Source organism: Baekduia sp. Peel2402, from assembly GCF_052567285.1.
Genome location: NZ_CP199582.1, coordinates 3,757,089 through 3,770,831, shown reverse-complemented (window position 1 = coordinate 3,770,831; position 13,743 = coordinate 3,757,089). Strand labels below are relative to the sequence as shown.

Genomic DNA, 13,743 nt, shown 5'->3' with positions numbered 1-13,743 from the left:
GAGGGAAGGGGGTCGGTGGGGGTTTTGGTGGAGGAGGGGGTGCCAAATGGCGTTCGGAGGAGGACGCGGAGGGGCTGGACCAGAGGGCGAGGGCGGTTTGGACCGGGGGGACCAACAGGAAGGCGGTCGGCTAGCCGACCTCTGGGTCGTATGCCGTTCAGGGGTGCTTCGCCGCGTCTGGTTGCCGCACTCGCGGAGATTGCGGCTGCCCGCAGCGTGGAGGAGTGCGCGTCGGTCACCCAGAGGGCCGCGCAGGCGCTGTTCCCGGGGCTGGCGCCGAAGCTGAAGCTCGGCACGGGGCCGGATGGCGCCGGATCGGTCTTCCCGCTGGTCGCACGAGGGCGGACGATCGGGCACTTGCAGACCGCGCGGCCGGTCCCGCCGCAGCGACGCCGTCAACGAGCACATCTGCGAACGCTGGCAGAACACGCCGCGCTCGCACTGGACAACCTCTTCACGCTCGCCGAGCACGACGCGCGCGCCCGCCGCGACCCGCTCACGGGCCTGCTCAACCACCGTGAGTTCCACGAGGCGGTGGAGGCACGACTGCGAGACGGCGACGAAGGCGACGTGCTCTCGGTCGTCATCTTCGACCTCGATCGCTTCAAGGCCGTCAACGACGAGGGCGGACACGCGGCCGGGGATCGCACGCTGCGCGCCGCGGCCGGCGCCGTGGCCGCCGCCTGCCGGGCCACCGACGCGGCGTTTCGGATCGGCGGCGACGAGTTCGCGCTGGTCCTCCCCGACGCCGACCGGGACGCGGCGTCGCGCATTGCTCGCCGCGCCGCCGACGCGATCGAGCGCGTTGCCCACCGGCCGGGAGTCTCCTTCGGCGTCGCCACCGCCCCGCACGACGGGACGACGCGCGACGCGCTGCTGAGCCGCGCCGACCAAGGCATGTACCTCAACAAGGATCGCGAGAAGACCGCGACGAGCGCCGGCGGCTCACACGAGCGCTCGCGCCTGGCCGTGGCCGCCCGCCTGGCGACCAAGCTCGCGCCCCTCGACGACCCTCACGCCATCGCCCAGACCGCCGTCGACGAGCTGCACTCCGCTTTCGGCTTCTTCCTCGCGGTCATCCAGCGCCTGGACGCCGACCGCATCCTGCGCGTCGTCGCCGCCGCGGGGCCGCTGGCGCAGTCCGACGACTTCCTCGCCCATGAGCAACCCGTACAAGAAGGGGTCAACGGGCGCGTCGCGCGCACCGGCCAGCCCGCGGTCATCCCGGACACCACCCTCGATCCCGACTACCTGCGACGCGACCCGCGCAGCGATCCCGGCTCCGAGCTGTCGCTGCCGATCATCGTGGACAACGCGATCTGGGGCGTCCTCAACCTCGAGCAGCTCGCCACCCACGCCTTCGGCGACGACGACCTGCTGCTGGCCGACGCGGTCGCCGCGCAGGTCGGCGCCGCCCTGCACCGCGCGCGGCTGACCAGCGAGCTCGAGACCTCCTTCGCCACGACGCTCGGAATCCTCGCCGACGTCCTGGAGACCAAGGACGCCTACACCGCCGACCACGCCGACGAGGTCGCCGACCTCGCCCTCGTCGCGGGCCGCCGCCTCGGCCTGACCGAAGCGCAGCTGCGCCCCCTGCGCTACTGCGCGATGCTGCACGACATCGGCAAGATCGGCGTTCGCTCCGAGATCCTCACCAAGCCCGGCCGACTCACGCCGTCGGAGTTCGAGGAGATCAAGGAGCACTCCGCGATCGGCGACGCGCTGCTGCGGCGCATCCCGCTGCTCAGCGACGTCGCCCCGCTCGTGCGCGCGGTCCACGAGCGCTACGACGGCGCCGGCTACCCCGACGGCCTGCAAGGCAATGCCATTCCCCTGCCCTCCCGGATCGTCGCGGTCTGCGACGCCCTGCACGCGATGACGTCCGACCGTCCGTACCGCCGCGCACGCCCGCGCGACGTCGCGCTCGCTGAGCTGCGCCGCTGCGCCGGCACGCAGTTCGACCCGTGGGTCGTCGACGCGGTCGCTCAGGCAGCCACAGGCGTCTCGGCCCGCGGCGCTGAGGGCTCAGCGGCGGCGGCCGCGGCGGCCGCCTCCAGCCGCGCCCGGCGCTCCTCGCGCATCAGCAGCAGCGCCGGCACCAGCGCCAGGACGATCCCCACCAGCGACCACGTGTAGGCGTTGGCGAACGCCGCGCCCAGCGGCTCGGCGAGCCGCTCGCGCACCGCGCTGGGCAGCGTCCCGCCGACGGCGCCATCCGCCCCGCCGCCGGCCGCCCCGCCCGTCACCGCGCCAACCTTCGACTGCAACGCGTTCTCCAGCACGACCGTCAGGACCGCCACGCCCAGCGACCCGCCCACGCGCTGCAACACGTTCAACATCGGCGTCGCCCGCGGAACCTCGGCAGCGCTGTCGAGCGTCGCGTAGGCCGCGGCCATCGCGGGCATCATCGTCGCGCCCAGGCCAAGGCCGCGCACGACCAAGGCCCCCATCAAGATCCCGTAGGACGTGTCGCCGCCGATGAAGGCATAGGGGATGGTCCCTGCCGCCAGGATCAGCAGCCCGACCGGCACGATCCGCCCCGGCCCGATGCGGTCCGCCAACCGCCCGGACACGAACATCCCGATCGCCGTGCCAACGCCCTGGGGCGCCATCAACAGCCCCGCGTGCAGCGGCGACTGCCCGCGGACCACCTGGTAGTACAACGGCAGCAGGATCATCGACCCGAACAACGCGCCGCCGATCAGGAACGTCGTCGCCGCCGCAGCGCTGAAGCCGCGCCCGCCGAACAGCCGGACCTGCACCAGCGGATGCTCGATCCGCAACGCGCGCACGACGAACGCGGTGACCAAGACCATGCCTACGACAACAGGCAGCCACGCCGACGGCGTGAAGAGCGTCCGATGCGTCCCCACCTCGCTGAGCCCGAAGACCACCGAGGCAACTCCTACAGGAAGCAACGCCAGCCCGACCTTGTCCAGCGGCGGCGTCGCGTGGCCGGCCTCGCTCGCCCGCCCGGCCGCACGCCCCGCGGGCAGCAACCTGTAGGCCAACGCCAGACCAACCGCGCCAATCGGCACGTTGACGAAGAAGATCCACCGCCACGACAAGTTGTCGATCAACAGGCCGCCGATCACCGGGCCGATCACCGGTCCCATCAGCATCGGGACGCCGACGACGCTCATCACGCGCCCCATCCGCTTGGGCCCCGCGGCCTGCGCGAGCGTGATCATCCCGATCGGCATGATCATCCCGCCGGCCAGCCCTTGCAGGACGCGGAACGCGATCAGCGCGTCGGCCGACCACGCCGCGCCGCACAGCGCGCTCGTCGCCACGAACGCGGTGACCGCGCCCATCCAGACGCGGCGCGGCCCGAAGCGCTCGGCCATCCAGCCGGTCAGCGGGATCACCGCGGCCAAAGCCAACAGGTAGCCCGTCGAGACCCACTGGATCGTCGCCAGCGAGACGTCGAGGTCGCTGCGCAGCGTCTGGAGCGCGACGTTGACGATCGTCGCGTCGAGGATCGACATGATCGCGCCGATCACGACGACGATCGCGATCGGCCGGACGTCCTTGGGCAGGCCCTTCTCCTTCGGGGCGGCGTCGCTCATGCGGATCCCTCCAGTGATTCGTAGGCCTCGGCCAGGCGCGCCAGAACCGCGGCCGCGGCGCGACGCTCGGACGCCGAGAGCTGCTCGTAGAGCGCGCGACGGCGCGCCAGCCGGCGCTCGCCATAGACCCGGACCGCCGCGCGCCCGGACGTCGTCAGCGCGATCTGCACCGCGCGCCGGTCGCCCGCGTCGGGCTCGCGCGTGACCAGGCCGCGTTCGCTCAGGCCATCGACCATCCGGGTCGCGGTCGGCGCGCTGACGCCGGCGGTCCGCGCCAGCTCGCGCAGCCCGAGCGGCCCATCGACCAGCGGGCCGATGAGGTCGTGCTGGGATGGCGTCAAGATGGCTTCCGGATCGACGCGCACACGGGCTCGCTTAGCGGCGCGCGCGAACGCGTCGAACGCGGCGGCGAAGGCCTCCAGCTCCGGATCAGTTTCTACAGCAACGCTGGACATTTCATTAGCATGCTAACAAACACGGCGATGCCGACCTTCGACCTCCAGTCGCACTCGACCTACTCCGACGGCACCCTCCCGCCGCGCGAGGTCGTCGCCCGCGCCGCCGCGGCCGGCGTCGAGCTGCTCGCGCTGACCGACCACGACACGGTCGACGGCGTCGCCGAGGCCCTGGACGCCGCGCGCGAGATCGGCGGCATCGAAGTCATCCCCGCCGCCGAGCTGTCGTCGATCGACGGCGACCACGAGGACCTGCACATCCTCGGCTATGGGATCGACCACACCGACCCGCGCCTGCTCGCCAAGCTCGAAGCGTTCCGCGGCGACCGCGCCGTCCGCGCGGACCGCATGGCCACAGCGCTGGAGGAGCTCGGCTGGACGCTCGACCGCACCGAGCTGGACGCCCGCCGCGCACAGGGCAAGCCGATCGGCCGCCCGCACCTCGCGCAGGCCGCGTTCAACCACCCCGACAACGCCGCGCGCGTCCAAGCTGAAGGCCTCGCCGACTTCGGCAAGCTGCTCGAGGCCTACCTGATCCCCGGCGCCCCCGCCTACCGCCGGCGCACCACGCCGACCGTCGCCGAGGCCATCGCCACGATCCACGCCGCCGGCGGCCTCGCCGTCTGGGCCCACCCGTTCTGGGACGTCGAGGACCCGGCCGAGGTCGTCGCCACGATCGACCGCTTCGCGACCCAATACGGGCTCGACGGCGTCGAGGCCTTTTACGTCACCCACACGCGCGAGCAAACCCACACCGCCTACGCCACGGCGCACCACCACGGCCTCCTCACCACCGGCAGCGCCGACTTCCACGGGCCCGACCATCCGCGCTTCGACCGCTTCCGCGCCTTCGGCCTCCACGGCCTCACGCCCGACCTCGGCCGGCTGACCGCAACCTGAACGATCGTCGCGGCGCACTGCGATCGGGCCTACCGGTCCACTAGCCTGCCCGGCCGACCACATGGACGCACTCCAGGCCATCATCCTGGGCATCGTTCAGGGGCTCACCGAGTTCCTGCCGATCTCCTCCACCGCGCACCTGCGCCTCGTTCCGGCGTTCTTCGGCTGGGAGGACCCGGGCACCGCGTTCACCGCGGTCGTCCAGCTCGGCACGATGGCGGCGGTCCTCCTGTACTTCCGCAAGGATCTGTGGAACATCGCGCGAGCGTGGCTGAAGTCGCTGCGTGACCCGTCGGTCCGCGGCACGCTCGACGCCCGCCTCGGCTGGTACCTGATCGTCGGCACGGTCCCGATCTCGATCCTCGGCCTGGCGTTCAAGGACAAGATCGAGACCGACGCGCGCCAGCTCGTGCTGATTGGCATCGCGCTGATCGTGCTCGGCCTGCTGCTGGAGCTCGCCGAGAAGGTCGGGCGCAAGGAGCGCGAGGTCGAGTCGCTGACGCTGAAGGACGGGATCTTGATCGGCGTCGCGCAGGCCTGCGCGCTGGTGCCGGGCGTGTCGCGCTCGGGCTCGACGATCACCGCCGGCCTGCTGCTCGGGCTCACCCGCGAGGCGGCCGCGCGTTACTCGTTCCTGCTGAGCGTCCCGGCGGTCGTGCTGTCCGGGCTCTTCGAGCTCAAGGACGTCGGCTCCGGCGGCGGCGCGGGCGCGGTCCCGACGATCATCGCCACCATCTTCGCGTTCATCGTCGGCTACGCGTCGATCGCGTGGTTGTTGAAGTACCTGACCAAGCACCCGGTGACGATCTTCGTCGTCTACCGCGTCGTGCTCGGCGTCGTGGTGCTCTCGCTGGTCGGCGCGGGCGTCCTGTAGTCCTAGTCCTGTAGGACTAGGACAGCGCGCGCTGCGTCTTGGAGGCCAGCGCCTCCAGGGCCAGCTCTTCGGACGGGTTGAGAATCTGCATCGTGCGCGCCTCCTCGGCCAGCTCGATCGCGTCGCGCAGACGGTGCGAGGACGCGGTCGACGTCTCGGCGTCCTTCTCGACCTGCTGGGCGCGATCGGTGTGGTGGATCAGCTCGGGCGCGCCGTCCTTGACGACCGCGACGTCGCGCAAGTAGAGGCCGATCAGCTGCAACGCGTGGTCGATCGTCGCGGCGTGCGCGCGGCGGTGGGCGCGCTTGCCGAGCGTCTCGCCCTCGCGCTTGGCGCGCTTGGCCTCGCGGTCGGGGAGCACCTCGGCGTCTTGCGCCACCTGCTCGGCCACCACGGTCGCCGCGACGTCTCCGCGGGCGCGCGCGAGGTCGAGGATCCGCGTGTGCGGGCGGTCGGCGCCGACGGTGCCGTGCAGCGCCGCGCGGGCGAACCGCTCGGCGGCGTCGCGCATCGCCGGGCCCTCGGCCAGCGCCAGCGCCAGCGCACGGGTGGCGTCGCCGAGCGCGAGGCGCGCGCAGGCATCGGCGGTCAGCGGCGGGACGCCGTGCTTGGTCTGTAGGCGCTGGGACAGCTCGTCCGGTGTGGCGGCCTCGAAGCGCACGCCTTGGCAGCGTGAGGCGATCGTCGGGAGGATGTTGCCGGGCTTGTCGGTGAGCAGCACGAGGTGCGCGAACGGCGGCGGCTCCTCGAGCGTCTTGAGCATCTTGTTGGCCGCCTGGTCGTTCATCGTGTCGGCGCCCTCGATGACGAAGACGCGGCGGCGGGCTTCGAACGGCGTCCGCGACGCGGCGCCGATCACCGGCTCCTCGATGTCGCCGACGAGCATCTCGGCGGCGCCTGACGGCGTGACCCAGGTGAGATCCGGATGGACGCCTTCGAGCGTGCGACGGCGCGCGTTGGCCGGATCGGTCGCCCCCTCGGCGAGCAGCTCGGCGGCGAACGCGCGAGCGGCCTCGCGCTTGCCCGCCCCGGCCGGGCCGTGGAAGAGGTAGGCGTGCGACGGGTGGCCCTCGGGCGGGATCGCCGCAGCGAGGACGGCACGGGCGTGCGGGTGGCGGTCGACGACGTCGAGCATGGCGGCGCCGTCAGGGTACTGTCACGCGCTGATGACGCTGATCGCGGTCGAGGGGATCGACGGCGCGGGCAAGACGACGCTCGCGGCCGGCCTGGCGGCGGCACTGCCCGAGTTGGTGGTGTTGCGCGAGCCCGGCGGCGCGGTGCTGTCGGAGAAGATCCGGGCGCTGGTGGCCGATCCGTCGTTGAGCGTGGACCCGCGCGCCGAGGCGCTGTTGTTCGCGGCCGCGCGGGCGCAGCTGGTGCGCGAGAAGCTGACGCCGCTGCTCGACGCCGGCGCCACCGTGATCCTGGATCGCTACGTCGACTCCTCGCTGGCCTACCAGGGCGCGGGGCGCGGGCTGGGGGTCGGCGAGATCGCGGCGCTCAACGCCTTTGCGACCGGCGGCCTGACCGCTGACCTGACCTTCTACCTGCGCGTCCCGCCCGCGGTCGGTGCGGCGCGGCTGGCCGGCGAGCGCGACCGCCTGGAGTCCGCGGGTGAGGCGTTCTTCGCGCGCGTTGTCGAGGCCTATGATCAGCTCGCGGAGGCGGCGACAGACCGATATGTGGTGCTTGATGGGACGCAAGCGCCCGCGGATGTCTTGGCCGAGGCGCTGAAGCACCTGCAATAGCCGGGCTTCCGGCTACGATCGGCAGCGCGACGCCGGGTGGGCTTCGCGCCCTTTATGACTCCGCGCTTCGAGGTTCAGTCCTTCGAGCAGGTCCCTGCCGGTGCCGGCACGGTCCTGCTGCGGATCGCCGGGCGCTGGTACGGGGAGACGCGCGAGCGGCTCGCGGCACCGCTGCTGCTGCTGGACGACGGGCGCCGCACCCACCGCCTGACGCCATTGCCGGGGCCGGAGGAGAGCGCGCCGCTGGCGGCGCCCGACGGCCCGACGTGGCGCGCGGCGTTCAGCGCCCCGGCCGACGTCATCAACAGCGCGCGGGTCGCGTTCGCTCTGCAGGCCGGGCGCGGCGGGGCGATCACGGACCTGCCGCGGCCGACGGGTCGCGGCGGGCGCGTCGTGCCGGTGGTGGCGCCTCCGGAGCCCGCGGTCGCGCCCGCTCCGCCCGCTCCCGAGCCGCGGCGCCGGACCGTCGGGCGCCGTCGTCCCGAGCCCCCGCCGTCGGAGCTCGACGTCGGCGCGCTGGAATCGGCCTCCGACGTCTCGGCGCTGCACGCGCGACTGGCCGACGAGCGCGCCGCCCGCGAGTCCGCCGAGCGCCGCGCCGCCGAGGCGCATGCGCTCGCCCAACAGGCGGCGGCCGAGGCACAGCGGGCGACCGATATCGCGTTGCGGGCCGAAGCGGCGCGCGCCGGCGCGGTCGACGCGCTGACCGGGGAGCGGGTGCGCGCCTCTGAGCGCGCGTCGGCCGAGGAGGACCGCGCGCGGGAGGACCGCGAACGCGCGACACGCGCGGCCGACCAGGCGCGCCAAGCCGTCGAGGTCGCCCACGAGGCGCGACGGGCGCTGGAGGAGCGCGAGCGCGACATCGCGGTCGCGCGCGAGGAGAGCGAGCGGGCATCGCGCGCGGCGCGGGCCGCGGAAGCGCGGCTGGTGGCGGTCGACGAGGCGCGGCGCGTCGCCGAGGCGCGCGCGTCCGAGTTGTCGTCCTTGCGCGAGCGGGTCGAGACGCTCGACGACGAGCGGTCAAACGCGGCGCTGGCGGCGGGCGCGGCGCAGCGGCGCGCCGAGCAGGCCGAGCAGCGGATCCAGGGGCTGGAGCAGAAGCTCGCCGAGACGGAGGCGCTGGCGCGCCGGGCCGAGGCCGCGGCGCGGCGTGCCGACGAGCTGACCGATCGCGTCCGCGAGGAGCGTGCCGCGCGGCGGGAGGCGGAGGCCGAGGCGCAGCGGGCCGCGCGGGAGACCGCGGACGAGGCGGCGACGCGAGCGGCGCTGCTGTCCTCCGAGCTGCGCGAGACGCGACGGCGGGTCGAGGCCGATGGCGCCGCGCGGCGCGAGGCCGAGGCGCGGGCGGAGGCAGCCGCGCAGGAGCTGGAGGAGGTCCGGGCGCAGGCGGCCGCCGCCAGCGAGCGCGCGGCGCTGGCTGAGCAGGCGACCGCGGGACTCGCGCGGCTGGAGGCGGAGCTCGCCGAGGCGCGGGCGCACGCCGACGAGGCGGACGCGCTGCGCGAGCAGGTTGATGGTCTTGCGACCGAGCGCGCGACGCGAGAGGCCGAGAACGAGGAGCTGCGCGCGCGCCTGGACGAGCTCGGCGCGGCGCGTGACGCGGCGCGGGCATCGCTGGATGAGGCGCGCGCGGACGCCGAGGGCGCCGAGCAGGCGCTGCGCGCCGACGCGGACGACCTGCGCCGTTGGCTGGCCGACGCCGAGCAGCGCGCGGGCCGCACGGCGGCTGAAGCGGCGGCGCTGCGCGAGCGGCTCCAGGAGGCCGAGCGGGCGGCCAGCGACGAGGCCGAGTCGTGGCGCGCGCGGGTGACCGCGGCGGAGCGGGCGGCGGCCTCCGAGGTCGAGGTCCTGCGCGAGCGGCTGGCGGTCGTCGAGGCCGAAGGTGAGAGCGAGGCGGCCGGGCTGCGGGAGCGGCTGGTCGAGGCCGAGCGGGCGGCGTCGGCGCGGGTCGCGGAGGTCGAGCGCGCGTTGGCCGACGCTCGCGCGGCCGCCGCTTCTGAAGTTGATGTTCTTCGTGCGGAGGCCGACGAGGCGCGGGCGGCGGCCGCTTCGGAAGTTGAAGGCCTACGCGCGCAGCTCGACGAGGCGCGCGCCGCGGGGTCGGCGGAGCTGGCGGCGCTGCGGGCGCAGCTGGAGCAGGCCGATGCGGCGGCGGTCGCCGAGGCCACCGCGTTGCGCAAGCGCCTGGAGGACGCGGAGGCGACGGCGACCGAGGTCGTCGAGGAACTACAGGCCGAGCTGGGCGAGGCGCGCGAGGACGTCAACGCAGCGCGAGCCGAGCTGGAGTCGGCGCGCGCCGAGGTGGACGCGCGGGTGGCGTCGGCGCAGGACGAGGCCGATGCCCGCGTGGCGGCGGCGGAGCGCTCCGGGCGCGAGGCGCTGGAAGCGGCTGCGGCCGCCGCCGCGGTCGTGGAGGCCGACCTGCGCGCCGGCGCGCGGGAGCGGATCGAGGAGCTGGAGGCCGCCGTTGAGGAGGTGCGCGCAGAGAGCGCGCGCGCTTTGGCTGCGGCGCACGAGGAGGCCGAGCAGGAGCGCCGGGCGCTGCGCGCGGCGGTCGCGGACGCGCGCGAGCGAGCGGACGCAGCAGAGGCGAGCGTCGCAGGCCGGATCAGCGCGCTGGAGGCCGAGGCGGCAGAGCGGATGGCGGCGGCGTCCTCGGATGCCGCGGAGCGCGTGGCGGCGGCGGAGGCGCGCGCCTCGGAGGGTGTCGCGGAGGCGCAGGCGCGCGCGGCCGCCGAGGTGGAGGCCGCGCGGGCAGCGGTCGACGAGCGCGTGGCGGCAGTCGAGGCCGCGGCCGACGAGCGTGCGACCGAGGCCGAGCGCGCCTCGGCCGCGGCGCGTCGCCACGCTGACGAGCAGGTCACCGCGGCCCGCTCGGCGCTGGAGCGTGCCCGCGCCGACGCGGCGTCCGAGGTCCGCGACGAGCTGGAGGCGGTGCGCGCCCAGGCCCGCGAGCGCATCGAGGAAGCCGAGACGGCGGCGCGCATCGCCCGCGACGAGGCGACCGCCGAGGCCGAGGCCGCCGGCCGCGAGATCGCGCGTGCGCGGGAGGAGGCGCGCGTCGAGCTCGAGGATCGCCTCGCCACCGCCCGCACCGAGGCCGCCGCCGCGCTGGACCGCGTCCACGACGAGGCCGAGTCGCGCCTCGCGGCGCTAGAGGCCGACCACGCCCAGACCGCCGACGAGCTCTCGCGCCGGCTCGCCGATGCCGAGTCCCGCCTGGCCGCGACCCACGACGCCATCGAGTCCGAGCGTGCCCGCCACGCCACCGAGCTCGACACCGCCCGCGCCGAGGCCCGCGCCGACGCCGAGTCCCGTCTCGCCGCGACGCAGGACGCGATCACCCGCGAGCGCGCGCAGCACGAGGCGGCGCTCGCCGAGGCCGCAGCGCACCTCGCAGCAGCCGAAGCGGGGACGACCGAGCGCCTCGCCGCCGCCCAGGCCGAGCACGAAGACGAGCTGTCCACGCTCCGCGAGCGCCTCACCGCCGCGGAGGCGGAAACCGCTTCGCGCCTCGCCGCCGCCGACGAGACCCACGCAGCCGCCCTCGCCGCCGCCACATCGGAGGCCGCCGCGCGCCTGGACGCCCTTCAGGCCGAGCACGACGCTGAACAGGCCACCCTTCGCGAGCGCCTCACCGCCGCCGAGGAGGACACGACCACGCGCCTCGCCGCCGTTGAGGCGGAGGCCGCTTCACGCCTTACCGCCCTCCAGGCCGAGCACGATCGCGAGCGCGCCGAGCTCGCCGACCAGCTCACCGCCGCCGAAGGCGAGGCCGACCGCCGCATCGCCGCCCTCCAAGCCGAGCACGACGCCGAGCAGGCCACCCTCCGCGAGCGACTCACCGCGGCCGGGGATGACACCACCGCACGCCTCAGCGCCCTTCAAGCCGACCACGATCGCGAGCGCGCCGCGCTTCGCGACCGCCTCGCCGCCGGCGAAGACGACACCGTCGCGCGTCTCGCCGCGCTCCAGGCCGAGCACGACGCCGCGCAGGCCACCCTCCGCGAGCGCCTCACCGCAGCCGGGGACGACACCACCGCGCGCTTCGCCGCGCTCCAGGCCGAGCACGACGCCGAACTCGTCACGCTCCGCGAGCGCCTCGCCGCCGCCGAGCAGGAGGTCGAGGACCGCGTCGCCGCGGCGTTGGCCGACGCGAAGGACCGGCTCGCCGCCCTCCAGGCCGACCACGATCGCGAGCGTGCGGAGCTCGCCGACCAGCTCACCGCCGCTCAAGGCGAGGCCGACCGCCGCATCGCCGCCGCCGAGGTCGAGCTCGAACGCGAGCGCCTCTCCCTCGCCGATCGCCTCACCGCCGCCGAGCGCGACCTCGCCACCACCCAGGCCGCCCACGCTGAGCAGCTCTCATCGGTCGAGGCTGAGACCGAGGCGCGCATCCTCGCCGCCCAGACCACCGCCGAGGACCGCGCCCGCACCGCCGAAGGCCGCCTTCACGCCGCCCACGCCGAGCTCCTCGACCAGACGGCCCTCCAGTCCCGTGTCACCGAGCTGGAAGCCGAGCTCACCGCCGCCCGCGCCACGGACGACGACGACCGCGCCGCGCTCCAGTCCCGCCTCGCGCAGCTCGAAGCCGAGCTCGCCGCCGCGCAGACCGGCCTCGCTGCCGCCACCGGCGACGCCGACGACGAACGCACCACCCTCCGCGCCCGCATCACGGACCTCGAAGCCGACCTCGTCGCCACCCGCGCCGACGCCGACCGCGTCACGCAGCTCGAAGCCGAGCTGGCCGCCGCGCAGACGGGCCTCGCTGCCGCCACCGCCGCCACCGGCGACGCCGACGACGAACGCACCACCCTCCGCGCCCGCATCGCCGAGCTCGAGGCCGACGCCGTCCGCCTCGCCGCCCTTGAGGCCGACCTGCTCGCCGCCACCCACCGCGAGCAAGATCTTCAACAACAGCTCGACACGATCCAGGGCGCCCTTGCCGAGGGCCGCGAGCGCGAGCAGGACCTCGCCGCCCGCCTCGACGCCGGCGACGTCACCGCCCGTGACGACGTCACCCGCCTCACCGCCCAGCACGACGCGCTCCAATCCGCGCTCGCCGACGCCCAAGAGCGCGAGGCCGCGCTGCAAGATTCCTTGCAGAACGCCCACCAGGTGGCCGCCGAGCGGGAGGCCGCGCTCCAGGCCGAGGTCGACCAACACGCCGAGGCCGCCCGCCGCGCCGAGGCCGACGCCAGCGCCGCCGCCCGCGCTCTCGACGACGCGCCCACCGCCGACCCCTCCGCCGCGCTCGCCGCCCTCGAACACTTCGACGACGAGGACGACCGCACGCTGCTCGCGCCCGAGGTCCGGCGCGAGCGGATCATCGTGATGACCTTGCTCTTCATCGCCGTCGTCTGCGGCGTGGCGATCGTCACCGGCGGCCTCACCGACGTGCTGCGTTAGCGGCTTCTCTAGCCTGTAGCCCCGGATGCGCACTCGCCGCCGGACCCAGGCCCTCGCGTCCGCCGCCTTCGCCGCGGCGGTCTTCGCGCTGCCGTCGGCGACGCTCACGCAGGCCGCCACGCCCTCCATCCCCGGCATCCCCACGTCCTCCCTGCCCGCGTCGGCGACCGCGCCCAGCACCACCGGCTCCAGCACCGCGTCCTCTGGCGCCACCGGCTCCACCACCAAGCCGTCCGGCACCACCGGCTCCGTCACCAAGCCGTCCGGCACCTCCGGCTCCAACACCACGCCGTCCGGTTCCACCGCGGTCCCGGCCGGCACGCTGCCCGGCCAACCGCAGCCGTCGACCGCCGCGCCGTCCACGACCGCGCCACCCGCGACAACCTCCACCGCGCCCGCCGCCACCTCCGCGACCCCGGCCAGCGCCAATTCCGGTCCGCCGTCGGACGACGGCTCCAACAAGACCGCGATCCTCCTGGTTGCCCTCCTCGGCGCCGTCCTGCTGGCCGCCGCCCTCGCCTGGGCCGCCGCCCGCTGGTGGGCCTACGAGCCGCCCTGGCGGCTGAGCTGGCGCCACGCCACCGCGGAAGCAGGCTGGCGCACCTCGGCCGCATGGGCTGAGTTCAAGGACTGGCTCCGGCTCGGCCGTTGAGCAGTTGTTGAAGCACTTCCCGCGGCCTACACTGAATTAACGCGCAGATAGCGGGGACGACCCTCGTCGAGACCGCTTTTCCGTCTGGCCCATGCGCCACCCTGCTCGACCCACCTTCACAGGTTTTCGAGCAGCG

The 13,743-nt window shown here is 74.8% G+C and carries 8 protein-coding genes and 1 pseudogene; 6 read left to right on the top strand and 3 right to left on the bottom strand.

The window, feature by feature from the left end; genetic code table 11:
- Window positions 1–150: 150 nt before the first annotated feature.
- Window positions 151–1,908: pseudogene (locus ACT01A_RS18335) on the top strand (bifunctional diguanylate cyclase/phosphohydrolase); the annotation flags it as partial.
- Window positions 1,909–1,985: 77 nt separating this feature from the next.
- Here the strand turns inward: ACT01A_RS18335 and ACT01A_RS18330 are convergent.
- On the bottom strand, window positions 1,986–3,569 hold the full coding sequence (locus tag ACT01A_RS18330) for a DHA2 family efflux MFS transporter permease subunit (RefSeq protein WP_445148535.1): 1,584 nt from the start codon (window positions 3,567–3,569) through the stop codon (window positions 1,986–1,988).
- On the bottom strand, window positions 3,566–4,024 hold the full coding sequence (locus ACT01A_RS18325) for a MarR family winged helix-turn-helix transcriptional regulator (protein WP_445148534.1): 459 nt from the start codon (window positions 4,022–4,024) through the stop codon (window positions 3,566–3,568). Before ACT01A_RS18325 ends, ACT01A_RS18330 begins: the two co-directional genes overlap by 4 nt.
- 27 nt (window positions 4,025–4,051) lie before the next feature.
- Between ACT01A_RS18325 and ACT01A_RS18320 the strand changes: the two genes are divergently transcribed.
- Together ACT01A_RS18320 and ACT01A_RS18315 are read left to right on the top strand one after the other, a co-directional pair.
- The gene (locus ACT01A_RS18320) at window positions 4,052–4,924 is read left to right on the top strand and encodes a PHP domain-containing protein (protein ID WP_445148533.1); all 873 of its coding nucleotides are present in this window, start codon (window positions 4,052–4,054) and stop codon (window positions 4,922–4,924) included.
- A 61-nt stretch (window positions 4,925–4,985) separates the two neighbouring features.
- On the top strand, window positions 4,986–5,798 hold the full coding sequence (locus ACT01A_RS18315; protein WP_445148532.1) for an undecaprenyl-diphosphate phosphatase: 813 nt from the start codon (window positions 4,986–4,988) through the stop codon (window positions 5,796–5,798).
- 16 nt (window positions 5,799–5,814) lie between these two features.
- On the opposite strand, the gene ACT01A_RS18310 is transcribed toward ACT01A_RS18315, so the two are convergent.
- A complete protein-coding gene (locus ACT01A_RS18310) occupies window positions 5,815–6,933 on the bottom strand; it encodes a DNA polymerase III subunit (protein ID WP_445148531.1) in 1,119 nt (372 codons plus the stop codon).
- Window positions 6,934–6,964: 31 nt separating this feature from the next.
- On the opposite strand from ACT01A_RS18310, the gene tmk reads away from it, so the two are divergent.
- The 3 genes from tmk to ACT01A_RS18295 are packed head-to-tail and all read left to right on the top strand — an operon-like array spanning window position 6,965 to window position 13,607.
- The gene (gene tmk / locus ACT01A_RS18305; RefSeq protein ID WP_445148530.1) at window positions 6,965–7,546 is read left to right on the top strand and encodes a dTMP kinase; all 582 of its coding nucleotides are present in this window, start codon (window positions 6,965–6,967) and stop codon (window positions 7,544–7,546) included.
- Between the two features lie 54 nt (window positions 7,547–7,600).
- Window positions 7,601–12,955, top strand: coding sequence for a hypothetical protein (locus tag ACT01A_RS18300; RefSeq protein WP_445148529.1), 5,355 nt, complete (start codon window positions 7,601–7,603; stop codon window positions 12,953–12,955).
- A gap of 25 nt (window positions 12,956–12,980) precedes the next feature.
- Window positions 12,981–13,607, top strand: coding sequence for a hypothetical protein (locus ACT01A_RS18295; RefSeq protein ID WP_445148528.1), 627 nt, complete (start codon window positions 12,981–12,983; stop codon window positions 13,605–13,607).
- Window positions 13,608–13,743 lie beyond the last annotated feature (136 nt).